The 19,445-nt window shown below is 38.3% G+C and carries 22 protein-coding genes and 1 riboswitch; of the genes, 14 read left to right on the top strand and 8 right to left on the bottom strand.

What is annotated here, in order from left to right:
* The first annotated feature begins 290 nt into the window (after nt 1-290).
* From MHB39_RS13310 to MHB39_RS13295, 4 genes are all read left to right on the top strand, one after another.
* Entirely contained in the window at nt 291-401 is a 111-nt protein-coding gene (locus MHB39_RS13310) for a hypothetical protein (protein WP_004230560.1), read from the top strand.
* 149 nt (nt 402-550) lie between these two features.
* The gene (gene lepB, locus MHB39_RS13305) at nt 551-1,111 is read left to right on the top strand and encodes a signal peptidase I (RefSeq protein ID WP_048392477.1); all 561 of its coding nucleotides are present in this window, start codon (nt 551-553) and stop codon (nt 1,109-1,111) included.
* A 400-nt stretch (nt 1,112-1,511) separates the two neighbouring features.
* A riboswitch (purine riboswitch) is annotated at nt 1,512-1,611 on the top strand.
* Between the two features lie 73 nt (nt 1,612-1,684).
* On the top strand, nt 1,685-2,875 hold the full coding sequence (locus MHB39_RS13300) for an MFS transporter (protein WP_258860589.1): 1,191 nt from the start codon (nt 1,685-1,687) through the stop codon (nt 2,873-2,875).
* A gap of 253 nt (nt 2,876-3,128) precedes the next feature.
* Nucleotides 3,129-5,735 carry a cation-translocating P-type ATPase gene (locus tag MHB39_RS13295; protein WP_342544077.1) on the top strand — a complete coding sequence of 869 codons (2,607 nt, stop codon included), beginning with the start codon at nt 3,129-3,131 and terminating at the stop codon, nt 5,733-5,735.
* Nucleotides 5,736-5,782: 47 nt separating this feature from the next.
* Here MHB39_RS13295 and MHB39_RS13290 read toward each other — a convergent pair whose 3' ends face one another.
* Together MHB39_RS13290 and MHB39_RS13285 are read right to left on the bottom strand one after the other, a co-directional pair.
* Nucleotides 5,783-6,265, bottom strand: a complete 483-nt coding sequence (locus MHB39_RS13290; protein ID WP_342544075.1) for a DUF3231 family protein — start codon at nt 6,263-6,265, stop codon at nt 5,783-5,785.
* A gap of 97 nt (nt 6,266-6,362) precedes the next feature.
* On the bottom strand, nt 6,363-7,019 hold the full coding sequence (locus MHB39_RS13285) for a cupin domain-containing protein (protein ID WP_342546916.1): 657 nt from the start codon (nt 7,017-7,019) through the stop codon (nt 6,363-6,365).
* Between the two features lie 237 nt (nt 7,020-7,256).
* On the opposite strand from MHB39_RS13285, the gene MHB39_RS13280 reads away from it, so the two are divergent.
* From MHB39_RS13280 to MHB39_RS13265, 4 genes are read left to right on the top strand one after another with little or no spacing between them, the layout of a single operon-like run.
* A complete protein-coding gene (locus MHB39_RS13280; protein ID WP_036077216.1) occupies nt 7,257-7,478 on the top strand; it encodes a transcriptional regulator in 222 nt (73 codons plus the stop codon).
* A complete protein-coding gene (locus tag MHB39_RS13275; protein WP_036077214.1) occupies nt 7,475-8,734 on the top strand; it encodes a UV damage repair protein UvrX in 1,260 nt (419 codons plus the stop codon). Before MHB39_RS13280 ends, MHB39_RS13275 begins: the two co-directional genes overlap by 4 nt.
* A gap of 11 nt (nt 8,735-8,745) precedes the next feature.
* Nucleotides 8,746-9,081 carry a YolD-like family protein gene (locus MHB39_RS13270; RefSeq protein ID WP_342544073.1) on the top strand — a complete coding sequence of 112 codons (336 nt, stop codon included), beginning with the start codon at nt 8,746-8,748 and terminating at the stop codon, nt 9,079-9,081.
* Nucleotides 9,065-9,418, top strand: a complete 354-nt coding sequence (locus tag MHB39_RS13265; RefSeq protein ID WP_312124764.1) for an aconitate hydratase — start codon at nt 9,065-9,067, stop codon at nt 9,416-9,418. The genes MHB39_RS13270 and MHB39_RS13265 overlap by 17 nt, the downstream gene beginning before the upstream one ends.
* 62 nt (nt 9,419-9,480) lie before the next feature.
* Here MHB39_RS13265 and MHB39_RS13260 read toward each other — a convergent pair whose 3' ends face one another.
* The 5 genes from MHB39_RS13260 to MHB39_RS13240 form a co-directional block, all read right to left on the bottom strand.
* Nucleotides 9,481-10,221 (bottom strand): hypothetical protein, encoded by a 741-nt coding sequence (locus tag MHB39_RS13260; protein WP_342544071.1) that lies wholly within the window; start codon nt 10,219-10,221, stop codon nt 9,481-9,483.
* A gap of 156 nt (nt 10,222-10,377) precedes the next feature.
* Nucleotides 10,378-10,854, bottom strand: a complete 477-nt coding sequence (locus MHB39_RS13255) for a GNAT family N-acetyltransferase (protein ID WP_342544069.1) — start codon at nt 10,852-10,854, stop codon at nt 10,378-10,380.
* Nucleotides 10,855-10,941: 87 nt separating this feature from the next.
* Nucleotides 10,942-11,226 carry a hypothetical protein gene (locus tag MHB39_RS13250; RefSeq protein WP_036076476.1) on the bottom strand — a complete coding sequence of 95 codons (285 nt, stop codon included), beginning with the start codon at nt 11,224-11,226 and terminating at the stop codon, nt 10,942-10,944.
* A 361-nt stretch (nt 11,227-11,587) separates the two neighbouring features.
* Nucleotides 11,588-11,713 carry a YjcZ family sporulation protein gene (locus MHB39_RS13245; RefSeq protein WP_016993272.1) on the bottom strand — a complete coding sequence of 42 codons (126 nt, stop codon included), beginning with the start codon at nt 11,711-11,713 and terminating at the stop codon, nt 11,588-11,590.
* Nucleotides 11,714-11,972: 259 nt separating this feature from the next.
* On the bottom strand, nt 11,973-12,197 hold the full coding sequence (locus MHB39_RS13240) for a hypothetical protein (protein ID WP_004224247.1): 225 nt from the start codon (nt 12,195-12,197) through the stop codon (nt 11,973-11,975).
* Between the two features lie 199 nt (nt 12,198-12,396).
* Between MHB39_RS13240 and MHB39_RS13235 the strand changes: the two genes are divergently transcribed.
* Nucleotides 12,397-13,377, top strand: a complete 981-nt coding sequence (locus MHB39_RS13235) for a DUF2268 domain-containing putative Zn-dependent protease (protein ID WP_342544067.1) — start codon at nt 12,397-12,399, stop codon at nt 13,375-13,377.
* 527 nt (nt 13,378-13,904) lie between these two features.
* On the opposite strand, the gene MHB39_RS13230 is transcribed toward MHB39_RS13235, so the two are convergent.
* Entirely contained in the window at nt 13,905-14,846 is a 942-nt protein-coding gene (locus MHB39_RS13230) for an SDR family oxidoreductase (protein ID WP_342546914.1), read from the bottom strand.
* A 137-nt stretch (nt 14,847-14,983) separates the two neighbouring features.
* Here MHB39_RS13230 and MHB39_RS13225 point away from each other — a divergent pair, with 137 nt between their 5' ends.
* From MHB39_RS13225 to MHB39_RS13205, 5 genes are all read left to right on the top strand, one after another.
* Nucleotides 14,984-15,154, top strand: coding sequence for a hypothetical protein (locus MHB39_RS13225; RefSeq protein WP_016993274.1), 171 nt, complete (start codon nt 14,984-14,986; stop codon nt 15,152-15,154).
* Nucleotides 15,155-15,653: 499 nt separating this feature from the next.
* Nucleotides 15,654-16,376: an SDR family NAD(P)-dependent oxidoreductase gene (locus MHB39_RS13220; RefSeq protein ID WP_342544066.1), complete on the top strand. Its 723-nt coding sequence runs from the start codon at nt 15,654-15,656 to the stop codon at nt 16,374-16,376.
* A 171-nt stretch (nt 16,377-16,547) separates the two neighbouring features.
* Nucleotides 16,548-17,021 (top strand): IS200/IS605 family transposase, encoded by a 474-nt coding sequence (gene tnpA, locus MHB39_RS13215; RefSeq protein ID WP_036129052.1) that lies wholly within the window; start codon nt 16,548-16,550, stop codon nt 17,019-17,021.
* Between the two features lie 426 nt (nt 17,022-17,447).
* Nucleotides 17,448-17,996, top strand: coding sequence for a hypothetical protein (locus tag MHB39_RS13210; protein ID WP_026023421.1), 549 nt, complete (start codon nt 17,448-17,450; stop codon nt 17,994-17,996).
* Nucleotides 17,997-18,348: 352 nt separating this feature from the next.
* A complete protein-coding gene (locus MHB39_RS13205) occupies nt 18,349-19,410 on the top strand; it encodes a suppressor of fused domain protein (protein WP_313869864.1) in 1,062 nt (353 codons plus the stop codon).
* The last annotated feature ends 35 nt before the right edge of the window (nt 19,411-19,445 follow it).

The following is a 19,445-nucleotide window of genomic DNA, read 5'->3' as shown; positions in this document are numbered from 1 at the left end:
GAGATGAATGAATGGGAGGACCCAGGTGCTGAGGTATACAGCGCTGAATCATTGCATGCAAAGCTATGTACCTAAACGTAAAGTGCGAAAAAATCCAGTCCAATCAACAATTAGAGGCCTACAAGTATTATGTTTAAAATTATTTATGTAAGGGATAAAAAATCATTCAGGTAGGGTGCATGCCTAGTTGAATGATTTTTTTGCTGTTATTCATCATTTTTCGATATTTCTTGAAATATCAGAAAATTAAGTGTATACTGACATTAGAAATGGTTAAAGGAGTGATTGTGATGATTGTAGGCACAATTTTATTAGCATTTGCATTACCAGTGGGTATCGTATTAGCAGTAGATTTATTAAACGAGCAGCATCACTCTGCTACACAAACTAACCATTCATAACGTTGAAACAGTAAAATATCAATTTCTAGACAATGTTACTTTGTAGCCTTGTCTATTTTTCTATGAATAGGAAACAATTTGTGTGATTCATTCGTCAATAATAGTGAGAAAATGTTATACTATTAAAAAAACAGTATCGGGGAATGAGCATGCAAGCGGAAAAAACATCCAATCTTAAAAAAGAAATATTATCCTACATCAAAATTATTGTCATTACAGCTGTTGTTGTTTTTGGCTGTAAGCAATTCTTATTTGCGCCGATTAAAGTACAGGGAGCATCTATGTATCCTACTTATCACGATAAGGATATTATTATTGTAAGCAAAACAAGTAAAATCGAGCGTTTTGATCAAATTGTTTTCCAATCTCCTGTCGAAGATGAGTTATATATTAAACGTGTTATCGGTCTTCCAGGGGATAAAGTGGAAATGAAAGATGATGTATTGTACGTCAATGGCAAAGCATATAAAGAAGATTATGTGAACCGTCAAACGGATGATCCTAATCAATTACGCATTACGGAAAACTTTACATTGGAACAATTAGTGAATGAAAAAGAAGTGCCAGAGGGCATGTATTTTGTGCTTGGTGACAATCGCCTAAAAAGTAGTGACAGTCGCCATTATGGTTTAATTTCAGAGGATGCTGTATATGGTGAATCGAAATTAATACTATATCCATTTAGTCATTTTCATATTGGCTCAAAATGATGAAAAAAGAGGTCACTCCATTGAGTAGCCTCTTTTTTATTGTTGGGGTAAATCGGTACAGCTTTTATAAGTGGGATAATAGACACAAATCCTTGAATTTTCAACGGTTTCCTTGATGGGCGATGGCTTACTTTTCATGGGAGATTGCATTGCTGGTTCTTCATTTGTGAACGCTTCTTCTACTAATTCTACGCCATAAAATAGTATTAAAAAATAGCAGACAAATCCTACTATACGCAAACAATCACCTCGTAAAATAGTTATTGTATGTTTATATATATGGTCAAATTCGTCGAAATATAAGCAGAAAATCGAAATTTTCTCTTGCCAAAAAGATTTTTAGATGCAATGAATTCTATGAAAAAAAGCTATTGTCAATGAAATTTTGATGTGCTACTATAGCTAGAGTAAATATTTGATCTGTATAACCTCAATAATATGGATTGAGGGTCTCTACCAGGAACCATAAAATCCTGACTACAAAACTTTGCTTCATTTTTGTAGTTAGGATTTTTTATTTTGTTTTAAAACAATCTCCTACAAAAATGAGCGTGTAACGAAGGGGAGATTACGATGAATTGGAGAGTTTATATTCTTGCTGTGACTACCTTTGCAGTAGGGTTAGTTGAATTAATTGTTGGTGGGATACTGCCTAATATTGCAGAGGATTTAAATGTATCTTTAGCGACAGCGGGACAATTAATTACTATTTTTGCACTTGTTTATGCGATTTCTGCGCCTGTTCTACTGTCCTTGACAGCCAAGGTGGAGCGGAAGCGCTTATTCCTTATTTCTTTATTTATTTTCACGTTAGGGAATCTAATGACCTTCTTTAGTACAACGTTCATCATTGTGCTAATTGCGCGTATTTTCACAGCTATGAGTACAGCGTTAGTAATTGTTTTATCATTAACGATTACAACTAAAATTGTAGAGCCTCGCCATCGTGCTAAAGCATTAGGGCTTGTTTTTATGGGCGTAAGTTCTGCACTTGTGATCGGTGTGCCAATGGGTATTTTTATTACAGAAGCGTTTGGCTGGCGGGCTGTATTTTTAGGTATTAGTGTACTGTCAACGATTTCCATGATATTAATTGCCCTATTACTTGAAAAAATGCCAATTGGAGAAGTAGTGCCACTCAAGGCGCAAATCAAATCCCTGGCGAATTTGAAAATCCTGACAGCACAGTTAACTACCCTGTTTATGCTAGCTGGTCATTACATGCTGTACGCCTATTTAACACCATTTTTAGTAGAGGCATTTGATATGAGTGCTTCATGGGTTAGTATTTGTTACTTAATCTTTGGTATTGCCTCTGTTAGTGGGAATGCTGTAGGTGGCTGGGTGAGTGATAAAATTGGTACAAGTAAAGCCATTATTTTAATTGTCTCAGCCTTTGCCATTGTCTTATTTAGTATTCCTTATACAATTATTGCCCTTCCACTGTTTTTAGTATTTACGGTTTTATGGGGTGCGTTGAGCTGGGCACTGACACCGCCATTACAAAATTACTTAATTCAGGCGGATCCTCAATCATCGGATATTCAGCAAAGCTTAAATACAGCTGCCCTGCAAATTGGTATTTCTATCGGATCAGCAGTTGGTGGCGCAATGTTTGCTTGGACAGGTTCTGTTATGCACCTAGCTAGCTTTGGTACGATTCTAGTTCTTTGTGCATTAGGCTGCGCGATCTTTTCTATTAAAAGGGCACCTCTTGGACAGGAGCAGCACGTAGATTATCAGTCAGCACATCATCATTCATAATCGAACGATAGCCCTGAAAGGTATTGGGAAAGCCATCCCAATACCTTTTTAATTGGTTTGCATGAATCTATTTTCGTACACTTCCCAAAATTAAATTCTCTATGGTTTCTTAGCATACTCTAATTACCTATGGAATAGATTGTTGTAGTTAATGAATTTACAGATTTGAGGAGTTTGAGATTTTAAGAGCGAATATTATTTTTAAGAAAAATAGTAGGAGACTTTCAAATCTTGTAAATGGAAGGAGAACTCAATGACTGAATATCATCAACAATCAACTGCTGAAGTCATGAAGATATTGAACGTCACCACGCAAGGTTTGACTGATGATGACGTCCAAAAGAGGCAACAAGTCTATGGCTATAATGTATTAGAGGAAGGGAAAAAGACAAGTACGTTGGCTGTTTTTATGGGCCAATTCAAAGATTTATTGGTCATCATTTTACTCGTTGCTGCCTTCGTTTCCTTTCTACTAGGAGAAGTAGAAAGCACCATTGTGATCATGATCGTGGTTATTTTAAATGCCATTTTAGGTACAGTGCAGCATGTGAAGGCTGAACAATCATTAGATAATCTAAAAGCATTGACCTCTCCCATTGCCAAGGTCATGCGTCATAATCAACTAGTAGAAATTCCTTCTGAAGAAATTGTAGTAGGGGACCTTCTGATGTTGGAGGCGGGAGATTATATTAATGCGGATGGAAGACTACTAGAAAGCCATAATTTACACATCAACGAAAGCTCTCTTACAGGCGAATCGATTGCTGTGGCAAAAAGTACCGACCCCATTCGGAAGCAGAATATCACCATTGCGGATAAGAAAAATATGGTGTACTCAGGAAGCTTTGTGACCAATGGACGTGGCATCGTGATGGTTACGGCAATTGGGATGCAGACGGAAATCGGAAAAATTGCGAACTTACTCGATACAGCCAAGGAAAAGAAAACGCCATTACAAATTAGTCTCGATCAATTCGGTGAAAAATTAGCCTTAGGGATTACGCTGATTTGTTTAGCAATCTTTACGATTGATCTTATCCGAGGACGAGCCTTAGTAGAGTCCTTTATGTTTGCCGTATCCCTTGCCGTTGCGGCTATCCCAGAGGCTTTGAGTTCCATCGTGACGATCGTATTAGCTTTTGGCACCCAAAAGATGGCGAAGGAAAATGCGATTATTCGCAAGCTTTATGCTGTGGAAAGCTTGGGGAGTGTATCGGTCATTTGCTCTGATAAAACAGGTACTTTAACAGAAAATAAAATGGTGGTACAGGAAGTTTTTGTAGATCAGAAGAAGATTCCCCATGATTGGCTTAATCCAACGAACCCAGTGGAAAAAGAGCTAATGGTAAAAGCGCTTTTATGTAGTGATGCTGTCGAGCGTGACCACAAAGAAATTGGTGATCCTACAGAAATTGCGCTTGTGAAATTGGGGAAACAGTATGGTTTAGATGAATTGAAGATACGTGAGCAATATCCACGATTGGCTGAAATTCCATTTGATTCGACGAGGAAGCTTATGAGCACTGTCAATCAGATGGACAAGCAGCCCATCATGATTACCAAAGGGGCTCTGGATGTACTCTTACCAAAAGTGACACGAATCAAAACATCAACAGGTATTTTTGAGATAACCCCGCAGCATCGCCAGAAAATCGAGGCGGTGAATCGTGATTTTTCTATGAATGGTTTAAGGGTGTTAGCCATTGCTTATAAGGAGGTATTGCCTCTACAAAAAGTCGATCCACGAGCGGAACGAGATTTAATCTTTGTCGGCTTAGTAGCGATGATGGACCCTCCAAGAAAAGAGTCGAAAGAGGCTGTGGAAAGCTGCATAAAGGCAGGCATTAAGCCCGTCATGATTACAGGTGACCATAAAATTACAGCAACCGCGATCGCCGAACAAATTGGTATTTTGAAAAATCCAGCTGAAGCTATAGAGGGACATGCGCTCGAAGGCTTAACTGATCAAGAGCTACAAGAGAAAGTACAGGATTATTCTGTGTATGCCCGTGTTACACCAGCCCAAAAAATTCGAATTGTTAAAGCATGGCAGGATAAAGGACATGTGGTGGCCATGACAGGAGATGGTGTCAATGATGGACCTGCTTTGAAGCAAGCAGATATTGGGGTGGCTATGGGCGTGACAGGCACAGAGGTTGCAAAAGATGCCTCATCCATGATTTTAACGGATGATAATTTTTCAACGATTGTCAAGGCAATTGCCAATGGTCGTAGCATCTATACAAATATTAAAAATGCTATTCTGTTCTTATTATCTGGAAATGCAGGCGCTATTTTTGTCGTGTTATATGCAACGGTTCTGGGCTTACCTGTTCCTTTCGCACCTGTCCATCTACTATTCATCAACTTATTAACAGATAGTCTGCCTGCTATTGCCATCGGTTTAGAGCCAAATAATAAGAAAACAATGAAGGACAAGCCTAGAAACATTCATACCCCTTTATTAAATAAAAAATTTACCACACAAGTTGTGCTTGAAGGGATATTAATCGCCATTTCCACCATTATTGCGTTTCAAATCGGTTTATCGACAGGTGATACGCTAACAGCAAGCACGATGGCCTTTACAACACTATGCTTGTCAAGGTTAGTGCATGGCTTTAATTCTCGCTCCAAACAATCCATCTTTGCGATTGGTGTATTTTCGAATAAATATACGTGGTTCGCCTTTATCATTGGTGTGCTAAGTTTACACATTGTTTTGTTTATGCCGATGCTTACAACGGTCTTTGAAGTGGCTCCATTAACACTAGCACAGCTAGGCTTTATTTATAGCCTATCGGTGTTACCATTCCTAGTCAATCAATGGTATAAGCTATTGTTCGTGAGAAATCGATAAAGATTAAAAAAAGAAGCTTCCGTTAGTTATAAAACGGAGGCTTCTTTTTAGTGTGTAGAGGCTAACAACCAGCCTTTACTCTTACTTAGGTCAATCAATTTCGCTCCAAGTAGCGCATAACGCATATGGAGTTCACCATATTTGGATAGATGTGTTTTCTTTACTGCCAGTTCTAAAGCTTGGCTTACGGCAATTAAAGAGGAGGCAATATTCATCGATAAAATAGCACTAATTTCGCCATCATTAATGAAAGATTTTCCGCGAATATCCGCTATTTTCATTTTACCGTATTCTATCGATGCTGTTGGTGCTAATACACCATTTTCCTTTAATAGTAGTGTTAGCTGTTTATTTTCCTCTTTTAAACATTGAATAAATTCCAATGTAAGGATTTTTAAGTTTTTATCACGTGTATGCTTAAAAAAAGCATGACTTGAAGCAATATAGCCTTGATTGATCCCAAGCTGTGACCAAAGCTTAAAAATCTCCTTAAATCGTAGTGATGCTAGATTTTCATTTATCATTGTCATCCTGACACTTCCTAACTCTTAGGTTGATTTAAGATTAGGATGGAGCAGTAAATGACATTCTATTCATCTTTTACAATAAAAAATGTATAAGAGGTCGCTAATAGTAGGTGCCATAAGGATACATAGAAGGGTAGCGGTATGGGGAAGGGTATGGACATGGTTTCATATATTGCTGTGGCATGGTTGGTTTATAAGGGGCTTGATCAGTTGCTGATTGGACACGATTGCAGCCTTTTGCTGGTCCGATATAAGTCGTAGGAACAATCGGTGCAATCGTTTTCTTCCATTGTTCTTCATCTAAACAATACGTATGGGCCATAATATTGGCTGGTGTGAATTTTAAGATATCCGAGCCTAAAATGACCTCTGGCGTTGGCGCATCAAAAATAGCAAGTAGATGCGTGTCATCTTCTGTGGCTTCTTCATAATGCCACCAGCCCTGTGGTACATTGGCAACCTGCCCAGGCTTGATGGGATAGTTTTGAATTTTCTTGGTAAAGGGATTCAATAGAGAAACCGTTGCTGCTCCTGCAATACAATAGACAAGCTCTGCTGCATTTTGATGGTAATGTGGCTCGATGACATTGTCCTTACTTAAAAAAATATCAAGCAAAGATGTATTTTCTAATGTATTTAATTGTTCCACACCGAGAATATTAATGTAATTTCGGGAGTCTTTTTTAAAAAGCGTACTTTTATTGACATCAAAAGTGAACGCTGCAGAAGGGGAGCTATAATCGATATTTGAGCTGATACTTACATCCTTTCTCATGTAATTGAGCTATTCATCATCATAGATTATGTTTTAGGTGCTCCTAGACTTACACAAATGCCTAGCTACAGCTAGCTCTGTCAGGATGAAAATTAGCTAAAATTACCACTTCTATTTCAGAACATACGTGCGTATAATAAAAACACAAACGTTTGTTCTTGGTTATTAAAAACTCTGTTCAACATGAACGCAAACAGAGTCAGTAAAGGAGCATTCAACATGAAAGAACAGTTGATAAAAGCCATGCATCGTCACCAAATCGTTCACATGATGTATATAGCGAAATCAGGTGCCATTACGAAAAGGCGTGTGAAAATCATCCATATTAAAGGTGATTCCTTTACCGCCTTTTGCTTTACAAGGCTAGCGAAGCGTACGTTTCGTATTAACAATGTTCTAGCACTTCTGCCCATTCTCCAACGGGAGTCTGAGGTGATATGAATTACAACGACTTCCCACAGAAAGATATTTTTTGTATTGATATGAAGTGCTTTTATGCAAGCTGTATTGCCATGCTAGAAGGGCTAGATGTGCTGACAGATCCAATTGCCGTCATCGGTAATTTTGAACAACCTGGCAGTATTGTACTGGCTGCATCACCAGTGATGAAAGAAAAATTTAACATTAAAACAGGGAATCGGCGCTATGAAATTCCCAAACATCCAGACATTAAGTTGTTTGAACCAAAAATGTCCTTTTTTCTAGAGATGTCCATGGCCATTACGCGTCTGATTGCACAATATGTCCCTCCAGAGGCGATCCATGTTTATAGTGTGGATGAAAGCTTTGTAGATCTAACAGGCACAGAGCAACTTTGGGGTTCGCCTGAGCAGGTAGCCAAATTGATTCAGGAAGACATCTATGAAAAGTTCCGCATTCCGTCCGCTATTGGCATGGGACCAAACATGCTGATGGCTAAATTAGCATTAGATTTAGAGGCAAAAAAAACAGGTTTTGCCAAATGGACCTATGCCGATGTGCCAACAAAGCTTTGGCCAGTACGTCCGTTGTCTGATATGTGGGGGATTGGGAAACAGATGGCAGCCAATTTAAATGCGATGGGCATTCAAACAGTCGGTGGATTAGCCCATGCCGATTTAGCCGAATTAGAAAAGCGCTTTGGTATTATGGGTAATCAATACTATTACCATGCATGGGGCATTGATCTCTCCACATTAGGTGAGCCATTAGTGAACAATGCGGCGTTAAGCTTTGGGAAGGGCCAAATGCTCATGAAGGATTATCACACACGAAAGGATATTGCGGTTGTACTCCTAGAAATGTGTGAGGATGTGATGCGACGTACACGAGAAGCAGGCTATGTCGGGCGGACTGTTAGCTTGGGGCTCTCTTACAGTCGCAATGCGATGACGAAAGGGTTCCATCGCTCAAGAACCATCGAAAGTCCAACCAATGAGACCCTTGTTATGTATCAGACTTGTCTGGCCTTACTAGATGAGCATTTTGCGGGTGAGCCAGCACGTCAATTATCTGTTAGACTGACAAACTTAGAGCCAGAGCGTAGCATTCAGCTTGATTTATTTGATGAGCGTAAGGACCAGCGACAGGTCATTGGTCATGTCATGGATGCGATTCGTAGAAAATATGGAGTGGTGGCCTTATTGCGTGCAGCCTCCTATACCAACGCTGGTACCGCTATTTCAAGGAATCGCTTAGTGGGCGGGCATTTAGCATAAGGAGTGGAAAAATGATAAGAGATAGAGGAACGATGAAATGGACAGCGATGATGCTACCAGAGCATTTAATGCTTTTGAAGGCATGGAAACAAGAGATGTTGACAGAGTTGCCACGGGAACATGCTGAATGGGAGCTTGAAGAATTACAGCAAACAATCACACAAGCATTCACACAGCATAACTATATTATGTTAACTATATGGGAACATGGTAACTATGTGCAATGGGGAGGTACCATCCAAGCGATGAACAAGGAGCAGCTGTTACTAGAAACCATTACCACAACGAAGCCCATCCCGTTAAGATACATTTATGCTGCTCGTATAGAAGATGATGGATGTGATTAATGGAGAGCAACGGCGATTATTACATCAATATTTGCTGCTTGATTTAGCTGTGAAATCCTTGCAGCACGACCTAACAGTGGCGGAACATTTTAAGATGAAGCGTGTATTTTTACCTGCTATGGATGCCTTATTAAAGCAGCTACACAAAGATTATTTTCAATTAAAACGTCAGCTCGCCCAACAAAAAATACGATTAGTTGGCTGGCATCGGATTGATGACTACTTTAGTGATGTGCAGGTGGCTACCGCAGGTAATGATGAGGTACTACGCTATGCCAATCAAGCGTTAAAAACCCAAGTCGAAGAGCTAATAAATAAACATTTACACAATGCCTAGGCTTACCTCTACGATGAAAAAGCCAAAAGCTGATGACAGGAATGGTCAGCTTTTGGCTGGCTTTATTTCTCGATAGGTTTCACATCAATTTGCTCAACAAGAAACTCATTGTTAGTACGATTAAATTGATAGGCAATCCGAACATCGGCTACATAAATAGGTGAGATGCCAATCGATCCAGGGATGTTTAACATTATTTTTTGATTTTCTACTGTATAAATGACCACACCACCGAAAGCAAGTTGCGCTTGCTTGATATCTGGCGCTGGATCAAAGTCATAATCAAATGTAGATTCTTTTCCCTGTGCTTTTATCGTAATCGCTAATGTGCCATCATTTTTTTTAGTAATCGTTGATTCAATAGTATGTGCAACGATGTCTTCATAATGTTGGACATTCATCTCCGATAAATCCTCTCCATTTACAACATGAATCTCATAGTGATTGAGGCCTGTCCCTCGTCCAGTTTGGATAATAATAACAGCCTCTTCCTTATGATCATTTGTCAGATCTGTGTAGAATACCTGAGGCGTAGTTCCTGTATCAGGGATTGTCCAGTCAAAATTTTTCCGCTTACCATCAATATCTAAAGTTACCTCTGTTAGTTCATTTTGTGCTTCATTCCGTGCAAATAATTTCACCTTCTCATCTTCGGAAACAGCGATCAATGGAGCCTCATGCTGTATCTCCAGCTGTGATGAAACCTGTTCAGCAGGGGTGTTTACTGTCTCGTTTGGAACAGCAACACTACATCCAGCTAGTAGAGAAATTCCTAATAACCATAGCCACATCTCTTTTTTCAATGTCGAGAGCCACCTTTTCTATAGCTTATTGACTTTATTATACTGTACAAACATGCCCCATAGCAGTTCAATTCGTGAAGGAAAAGCTTATATACCAGAGCGTGGAGGAGTAACAATGAAATTTAGAGATGGTAGGTGAAATGAGTGATACTTGCTTTATAGCGGCAAATTCATAACGATTTGCTCACCAATAGGTCCCATTCTTCTTTCTCCATGATCCACAAAGCCTACTTTGATATATAAATTCTGTGCCGCTCTATTTTTCTGATTGACGACTAACACTACTTCATTACATTCTTTAAATTCCTGCTTCACAAAATCAGCAAGTGCAAGCATAGCCCTTTTAGCATAGCCCCTACCTTGCTGTTGATGATCGATGGACAGGGCAGTTAGTAACATTGCCTGAGGATTACTAGAATATTCTTGTACTCTGTCCGTTGCATGAAGAACAAAAAAGCCAACAGGTACGCCACCACTTAAAATCACAATTGGATACTGTCCGACCTTCTCGATTGAAATCTCTTTAGGAAGTGCCGTAAATTGGTGTTGTTCTTCAGGTAATTCAAAACGATTTAACTGCTCTACATAGCTTTCAGAGAAATGTACTAACTCAATATTCGTTGTTTCTTGCATAAAAAAGCCTCCTTTTCTAATAGTTTAACCACAGAACAAACGTTCGTCAAGGAGGCTTGTATTAAAATAATTTGGGGGTAGGTCATTTTAACTTAAAAGGGTCCCAAAAAGTAAAATAAAAGAAATACTAATCATCACAATAAGTGTAATGACCATTGTTAAAATTCCTCGAAGCAAGGTCGTTAAATTTTTAACATTTTTCATACCGACCAGGCTTAGGTAGAAACAGGCAATAGACAAGAGCAGTGTCAATAGTAATGGATGGAAATGAAGATATGTGTCAAAGAAGTCTTTCATTGAACCTGATAGAAAAAATAATAGGATACAGCCCAAAGATAAGATAAATGACCAGAGATTTAAATTAATTCCCATTGTTTTCCTCCCTCCTATAAAAACGAATTTGTTGTAGGAATGTTCCGATGATTCCGCTTGATAGGGAAAAGGAGAAACTAAATGTGTCGTTGCTCGAATAGGGTCACTCGGACGAAAGTGACCCCAAGTACCAAAAGGAGTGTAAAGTAAAGTTACAAGAACTTTACACTACTATTAGTATGTGAAGCTAGCGGTTTAAGATAGTTATCTATCTAAATTACTAACTTTTAATTGTGAGTAAAAATAAATGAGCTAGAAAAAAACGAAAAGGGGAGGAGATTTGAATAGTTGTGTTAGCGATTCATGGTAAAAAGGCTTTAGCTTCTGTAATGGAACAGAGGCTAAAGCCTGAGACGATCAATTAACACATGAAGCTAGCACCAACGATAATAAGAAGGATGAAGAGTACAACAATAAGCACGAATGTAGAGCTATTGCCGCCTCCATTGTCCCCGCCACAGTAACTATTGAAATTACAGTAACTCATGAAACACACCTCCTTTCCTTCTTCTAAAGTATGTATAGGACAAAAGGGGAGCGTTAGTGAGCCAAGCTACAACTAGAAAAAATGACTGAGTTGTCCCTTCATTCGGAATAAGGCGATGAAAGCTTTACTTTATTATTATGATGGAATAGTAGCTTGAGCTAGTTGTTAGCCTGTATAGCATCAAGAATAATGAAACAAATTCTACTAATTGTTTTGGAATTCAACACGATGTAAAAAAACATCCGTTCTAGGATGTTTTTTAGTATAACGGCTGCTGCGTATGACAAGGGGGAAAGCCGTTCACATCATGAATCATATGAAGGTCGTACTGCTTTAAGGCAAATTGACTTTGATACAAATATTCAAGAACAAGCAGTTTTCCTCCTGATACGCCACAGAGAACACCAGAAGTTCCTTGACCATTTGTAAAAGAAACACCAACAGGCTGACCGATTAAATACGGAATTTTATGTTGCCAAGGCACAATAGCCACTCCTTTCACTATAATATATGAAAGGCGTGGCTAGAGGTTCTTATCTTCACAAAATCGTACACTCTGTTTTTGGAGATGCTAACTAAATACTGACAAATCAATCATTCTTTCATTATTATTTTTATGGTAATATAAGTTATATATGGGGTTATAAAGAATTTTTAGTTATTAACGATCGGGAGGAGAATGGATGAAATTTAAAAAGGCAATCACCTTTATTCTAGGTCTCTTACTACTTATGCTTGCTGCCTGTACACCAACAGAAAAAAGTGAGAGCCAACTTCATGAGAAAAAGCAAATAACAGATGATGAAGAGATGGTGTTCTCATTTGAGCACCCTCAAACCAAACAAAAATACAAAATCATTCATGCCAATCAACTGTTTTATCCGTATATGGAAAAGGTCAAAGAGAATCCGAATCTTTCAAGCTCGGAAACTCTGGATTTGTATAATAAGGAAGTTATTCAACCGATCTATCAGGATTGTTTTGAAAATGGAGAATACTATCATATGGCAGAAACTCTGCTTAATACGGTTCCTAGCAGGCTAACAGAAATACAAGTGGTGAGTGAAAAAATGGAGACGCATAAAGCAGAAATCAATCAACTCATTCAAGAATCGCTTTTGAAATCCGCAGACCTCTTACCCTCTCAAAGCGATGTAGCCGTTTGTGTATTCCCTTCAGCAACCAATAATAGAATACCCTTCGCAGTTGGAGCGGGCAAAATCATCATTCCGTATTCACTAGGTGGTTCAGATGAATATTTAAAGGGAACCATTGCCCATGAATACCATCACAGCGTTTGGGCGGAGAAGCATACAAATAAAGTTAACACGTTTTCGATTTTGGATAATATAGTCTTCGAAGGAAAAGCCGTCATGTTCCAAAAGTCTGTATTTCCTGACATCAACCTGATTTCGGTGAACTTGACCTACAATAAGGAATTATGGACTCAAATTGAACCAGATTTAAAAAAGTCTAACTTAAAACGTTCCTTAGAGATTGTCCATGGTGGAAAAGGGTTACCGAAAAATTATGGTTACAGTGAAGGCTATAAGATGGTAAAATCCTATCTTGACTTGCATCCTGATCAAACACCAGAGGATTGGACAGCCTTAAGTGCACAAGAAATTTTCGAAGAAGGAAAATACTTGGAACACTATCAATAACTATTTTGATGACACTTATTTGTGAGAGTACAAAATTAAAGAGCACTTTTACTAATTACAACATGAACTAGTAAAACATGCAGCATAATGATAGGACTTTCTCAATCGAAAAAACAAACAATAAGTCACTACGGTTTTAAATCGCAGTGGCTTAAGTAATGCCGCACAGTCCTATTAGCCTGATGGAATGAGGAGAACCTTCTTAAGAACAATGCAACGGCTGATTAATGAATAAAATCTTGGGGAAATTTTCAACTAAACAGCGTATGTAAAAAGGGATAGCATTGTACAAAAACATCTTGGGGGCGATGTTAAAGGTGCTATCCCGACATTAATGTATGTGAAAGAACTTAAGAACATTACCACTGTAAGTAAATTGAAAAGTAATTGAAATAAGGGTGTAAAGCTTTTAATTAAAGGTATAATCCGAGGCCACATGGATAAATAACAGGTGGTTTTTCCTTGTCTGCTATGGTTGAATTTATATTTTCATTATAAAGTCCTGCCATTAAACCATATTACGTCAATTATGAATTGGTTGATTCGCCACCATCTACATGCAAGACTTGCCCTGTAACATGTCTCGAATCATCTGATGCTAAATAAACAAATGTAGGGGCGACTTCAAAGGGCTGAGCCATACGGTTAAATAAATTGGTTCCATGTAAGGCATTTTCATCAGAGGAGAAGCTAGAAGGTATAAGTGGTGTCCAAATACGACCAGGGGCTATCGCGTTCACACGAATCTGTTTTTTGGCAACGCTTTTTGCTAGGGAACGAGTCCAGCCTACGATTGCCGCCTTTGTAGCGGAATAATCGATGAGTAAAGGTTCTCCTGCATAAGCAACAACGGAGGCAGTGCCAATAATGGAGCTGCCTGCTCGTAAATAAGGGAGAGCAGCTTTTGTCGTATAGAAGTGAGCATATACATTTAATTTAAAGGTTTCATCAAACTGTTCATCCGTGATGTCTGTCAGCTCATTTTGCTGAAATTGAATCCCAACATGGTTACATAAAATATCCAATTGACCAAAAGTATTCATCGTTTCGGAAACAATGTCTACACATTGTTTTTTAAAGCGAAGATCTCCAGGAAGCAGCAGACATTTTTGTCCTAATTCTTCAATTCTTTTTTTCGTTCTTAGCGCATCTTCATGCTCATCTAAATAAGCAATGGCCACATCGGCCTCTTCTTTCGCAAAGGCAATGGCAGCAGCCGCACCCATCCCGCTATCACCCCCAGTAATAAGCGCAACTTTTCCCTTTAATTTACCACTCCCTTTATAATGAGGATTTTCAATGATGGGCTTAGGGACCATTAAGCTTTCCAATCCCGGTTGGCGTAATTGTCTTTGTTCAGGTTGAGTAAGTGGCACTTCTTTATATTGTGTAATCTTCCCATAGACAGGATATTGCGGGTACGGATCTTCCTTTTTATTGTCCTCAAACCACTTTTGATAAAAGTGGATTTGTGCTAATAATTCACGATAGTCCTTGTCATTCGGATTAGTAATAACCAATCCCTCCTTTTCAACATATACTATGAAAGCTTAGCTTTTTGTGTTAAACATCCAAACAAGCAGTGAAGGAAACAGGGGGACTGAAAATGGAGGTTGAATTTTTCCCAGAAGTGACACGATTATTAGAAAATGAAGCGTCTACATTAGAGATCCATTATTTGAATGACACCTGGTTAACACCAACGATTGGCGTAAGACCACCTTATTATAGCTACCCAATCTACGAGTCATATTATCCGATTTGGGCTAATGAATAACCTGTAAACGAGGAAGCCATCTGGTGTTGTTATTTTTTCAACATCCGATGGCTTCTTGTTGCAGCTAATTTGGGAGTTTTTTTATATTCTCAAAACTATTTGCAACGACAGGTAGGTGATTCACTAAAAAAATGAAAACAAAATAAAACGAACGTAATTGTTTCTTTTCATCATTCACCTGTATTAACCACTACCCACAAAATGATAGCATGCTTAATCCTATAAATTTTATTAATTATGATTAAATATAAAGTAAGATAGAGAGTGGTGAAAAAGTAAAATAAGGTTAACTGTAGGTTACCTTTACAAGTGATAAAAAGAGATTAAAAGCATTAAATAAGTTAAGATCGAATAAGGTGAAAGTTATTGAATTTTTTCCGTTATGAGAGGTTTGAATGGCAGAAATTCCATTAACTCAAAGATAATTGATATACCAAGCTTTAGGTAGAGTAAAAGATACAGGTTTAACTACATTTTAGTGATGAGAATGGGTGATAATATGAGTAGGAATTTTATTATATTTGGAGCTAGCCAAGGATTGGGAGATGCATTTGTTAAGGGGTTACCTGTCAAAGGAGATACAGTATGGATGGTAGCACGAACGAGACCTAATAGTTTAGAACTAAATGATGGAGTAAATCGTCATTGGCTATCCATTGATCTGTCTAGTCAACAACAAATTTCCACTTTAAAAGAAGTGTTACAAGGCATTCCGCTCGATGTATTAATTTATAATGTGGGTGTGTGGGAAAAGCATGGTTTTGAAGATAATTATACATTTGATAGGGATGAAGTAGAGGATATTTCAAAATTAATCAATATCAATCTAACCTCTACTATTACATATATTCAGGCACTTTTACCTAACCTAAGACAAGCAAAGCAGGGAAAGGTTATTTTAATTGGATCTACAGCGGGCTTAGATCACACAAACAATGCACAAGTTTCTTTTGTCACATCTAAATTCGGCGTAAGGGGCATTACAAATGCACTGCGTGAACATTTAAGGAAAGATAAAATTTCTGTCACATGCATTAATCCTGGTGAACTGGCAGCAGAAGTACCCTATGAAGAGGGAGCAGAAAAAGCCATTCATTTATATGAAGGTACACGAATCCCAGTACAGGATATTGTATCTCTTGTGCAATGTGTAATTAATCTATCAGCAGTCTCCTGTGTAAAAGAAATTAATGTCCCAGCCATAACGGATTTAAATGCATGATTACTCAGCGAACGCTACTCAATATTGAGTAGCGTCTTTTTGTGTGCTTTGAAAACCCCCTGCTATGCAGGGGGTTCCGGAAAGCTTTTAGCTATGGACAATAAAAAAACTCCAAACGTACAATAAAGTCAGGTCTAGTCAACCGACTTCGTACGAAAGGAGCCCCCATAAATGGATAATAAAAGTTTAGCACATACAACGTGGAATTGTAAGTATCATATCGTCTTTGCGCCAAAGTATAGAAGGCAGATTATTTATGGTCAAATTAAAGCGGATGTTGGAAGAATATTGCGCCAATTATGTGAAAGAAAAGATGTAGAAATCATAGAGGCAACAGCCTGTCCTGACCATATTCATATGTTGGTAAGTATTCCACCGAAATTGAGTGTATCTGCGTTCATGGGTTATTTAAAAGGGAAGAGTAGTCTAATGATTTTCGACCGACATGCAAATTTAAAGTATAAATACGGTAATCGTCAATTCTGGTGTCGAGGATACTATGTGGACACAGTCGGCCGAAATAAGAAAAAGATACAGGAGTATATAAAAAATCAATTACAAGAAGATATCCTGCAAGATCAAATGACGATGAAAGAATTCATTGACCCATTCACAGGAGAAGAAATCAAGAGAAAGAAAAAATAAGTAAGCCGCTTTAGCGGTTTGTGTGAAAACGGAGTGCGGTTGGCGGACCATTCAGAATGTCTTTAGACATGGGCCAGTACCCCAGCGTTTCACGCGCAGAGCAAACCACCAGTTATACTGGTGGTTCTGATTATAAAAGGGATAAATGAATTCCTTCCCCTAGAAAAAATTTTCGCGATCCCCTCACACATAACACTACAAGTAAGCTCATATAAATAAAGGTAGTAAAAAAATCAACATCCTTTCATCGTCATAATCAAATACTAAAAACACTTCCAGCCTATTAAATCTTAAGAAAATCTTCAGGTTCTACTAGGAAATAATTAAGATTCGCTATGTATAATTATAAAAAAAGGAAATTTACGAAACCATTTGAAGATTTAAAACGTATTGGTAGTAGGAGAGAATATTGAAGTAGGTGAAGATATGGCACATACGATTTACATAGTATTAACCAAAACAGGGACGTTATTATCAAAAGCGATCGGTATGTATACGGGCAAGGAGATGAATCATGCATCCATAGCCTTTGATGAGGGGCTATTTGAGATGTATAGCTTTGGTCGAAGGCAATTGAACAATCCGTTAAGTGGGGGCTTTTTACGAGAGGATGCAGAAAGAGGGCTATTTGAGTGTGCGGATTGTGTTATTTATCGCTGTCGTATATCACATTATCAATATTTAGACATGATGAAAATTGTCCGTTATATGTACTGGAATCGAGATCGCTATAAATATAATTTTATCGGACTTTTTGGTGTGATGATGCAAAAGGAAGTGAGACGTGAGCGTGCTTATTTTTGTTCCCAGTTTGTAGCGACGCTACTAAAGGTGGGAGGGCTAAAAATATATCAAAACCCAGCATTAATGACGCCTCATTGCCTAGCGCAATTACCGTATTTAGAGAAAGTATTTGCAGGGAAACTGGCAGATTATTTACAAACAGTTCGTGAGCCAGCTATGCTATATGGTTAATGAATAGATGCACTACCTGACGTTTAAATAGAAAAATAAACACTCACGCGACAATCTTCTCTTTTGCAAGAGGATTGTCTTTTTATCTTTCAGCAGAAAACGCCCTTCTTTATCAGTGGTGCGATGAATGTACAAATTGTACTTTTTGATTCAATGGTGTCCCAATACTTTTCGAGCAAGCTAAGGCGTCATCAATATTAGTCATATTTACCCCATATAGAATGTCAATAAACCTAGTTGCTGGAAACTGGAAAATGAGTCCTATTCCTGTTAAAAGAGTCACCATAAAATTGCTATCATAAATAATAGATACGTACGTTCTACGAGTGATATCAGCAAGGAGGATATTGAAATGAGTGATGAAATAGCAGCAGTTGGCTGGGATGCGATTGATCAGGCATTAGCACAGGTATATGGTGAGCAGGAGCCAAAGCATTATGGAACTTTGATTCCCTATTCACTAGGAGGACAAGATCCTTTAGATGGAATTAGTGTTTATAAAAGCGAAACATCCATTCCACATTGGCATTTTGTTACATATGGCTTCTCGGAACTATATGAAAAGGAATTTGAAAACAAGGACTATAGTGGATATGGATTTGAATTGACATTTCGACTAGTACGTCAACTAGATGAGGAAGAGCCACCTGCTTGGGCATTGAATTTACTACAGAATATGGGCAGATATGTGTTTAATAGTGGTAATGTATTTAGAGCGGGAGATTATTTGGATGCAAATGGTCCGATTTGCCTCGATGCCGACACACAATTAACGGCACTAGCCTTTACACATGATCCAGAGCTTGCTGAAATCGATACACCAAATGGCAAGATGGAGTTTATCCAAATGGTTGGTATTTCAGAGGATGAGTTAGAAGCGATGCAGACATGGAATACACTTGGTGTACTACAGGCTGGCATGAAGCAAATACCAAGCTATACTACGGATTTAACAAGAACTTCTCTCCTGCAAAATCCTGAAGTTGCCGAGGCAGTTGTGCGAGGAATGGAGGAAGATGGCTCTAATACGGGGTTTCTTTTCGTAGATCAACTTGCTTGGGAAGTAGAAAAAAAGAGCTGGTTTAACAAACCGTCTAATGTTGTTCAACTTGGAGCAAAGCAAGCAGCTGTCATTAGTAAATTATTACGTGGACGTATTCTGAAAGATAAAGATCTTACCTTAGTCGGTCAACAAATAACGATAATATTTAAAGCAGGCCCTCAGGTAGGCTATTCAGAGAATGGTCAAGAGATTACGATCACATTGAACAAGGCAGCGGTAGGAGAATTAAGTCAGAGGCTGATACCGCAAGAAAGTCAATTCACTATTTCTTCTTTAGCTGGTGTAAGTTTTCAAATTTTGAAGACACATATTAAAAATCAAGAAGGAGCGGTTGTGAAAACAATCGGATAAGATGGATCTCTCGCTAAGGCTTTAGCGGGAGATTT

It is taken from the genome of Lysinibacillus sp. FSL K6-4013, from assembly GCF_038630435.1.
Taxonomy (GTDB): domain Bacteria; phylum Bacillota; class Bacilli; order Bacillales_A; family Planococcaceae; genus Lysinibacillus; species Lysinibacillus boronitolerans.
The sequence above is the reverse complement of the archived record's forward strand: the minus strand, read 5'-3'. Positions and strand labels throughout refer to the sequence as shown.

Excerpts from the sequence above, each read along its gene's own strand:
- MHB39_RS13310 (WP_004230560.1), top strand. The coding sequence starts at position 291 with ATGATTGTAGGCACAATTTTATTAGCATTTGCATTACCAGTGGGTATC.
- lepB (WP_048392477.1), top strand. The coding sequence starts at position 551 with ATGCAAGCGGAAAAAACATCCAATCTTAAAAAAGAAATATTATCCTAC.
- MHB39_RS13300 (WP_258860589.1), top strand. The coding sequence starts at position 1,685 with ATGAATTGGAGAGTTTATATTCTTGCTGTGACTACCTTTGCAGTAGGG.
- MHB39_RS13295 (WP_342544077.1), top strand. The coding sequence starts at position 3,129 with ATGACTGAATATCATCAACAATCAACTGCTGAAGTCATGAAGATATTG.
- MHB39_RS13290 (WP_342544075.1), bottom strand. The coding sequence starts at position 6,265 with ATGACAATGATAAATGAAAATCTAGCATCACTACGATTTAAGGAGATT.
- MHB39_RS13280 (WP_036077216.1), top strand. The coding sequence starts at position 7,257 with ATGAAAGAACAGTTGATAAAAGCCATGCATCGTCACCAAATCGTTCAC.
- MHB39_RS13275 (WP_036077214.1), top strand. The coding sequence starts at position 7,475 with ATGAATTACAACGACTTCCCACAGAAAGATATTTTTTGTATTGATATG.
- MHB39_RS13270 (WP_342544073.1), top strand. The coding sequence starts at position 8,746 with ATGATAAGAGATAGAGGAACGATGAAATGGACAGCGATGATGCTACCA.
- MHB39_RS13265 (WP_312124764.1), top strand. The coding sequence starts at position 9,065 with ATGATGGATGTGATTAATGGAGAGCAACGGCGATTATTACATCAATAT.
- MHB39_RS13255 (WP_342544069.1), bottom strand. The coding sequence starts at position 10,854 with ATGCAAGAAACAACGAATATTGAGTTAGTACATTTCTCTGAAAGCTAT.
- MHB39_RS13250 (WP_036076476.1), bottom strand. The coding sequence starts at position 11,226 with ATGGGAATTAATTTAAATCTCTGGTCATTTATCTTATCTTTGGGCTGT.
- MHB39_RS13245 (WP_016993272.1), bottom strand. The coding sequence starts at position 11,713 with ATGAGTTACTGTAATTTCAATAGTTACTGTGGCGGGGACAATGGAGGC.
- MHB39_RS13235 (WP_342544067.1), top strand. The coding sequence starts at position 12,397 with ATGAAATTTAAAAAGGCAATCACCTTTATTCTAGGTCTCTTACTACTT.
- MHB39_RS13225 (WP_016993274.1), top strand. The coding sequence starts at position 14,984 with ATGGAGGTTGAATTTTTCCCAGAAGTGACACGATTATTAGAAAATGAA.
- MHB39_RS13220 (WP_342544066.1), top strand. The coding sequence starts at position 15,654 with ATGAGTAGGAATTTTATTATATTTGGAGCTAGCCAAGGATTGGGAGAT.
- tnpA (WP_036129052.1), top strand. The coding sequence starts at position 16,548 with ATGGATAATAAAAGTTTAGCACATACAACGTGGAATTGTAAGTATCAT.
- MHB39_RS13210 (WP_026023421.1), top strand. The coding sequence starts at position 17,448 with ATGGCACATACGATTTACATAGTATTAACCAAAACAGGGACGTTATTA.
- MHB39_RS13205 (WP_313869864.1), top strand. The coding sequence starts at position 18,349 with ATGAGTGATGAAATAGCAGCAGTTGGCTGGGATGCGATTGATCAGGCA.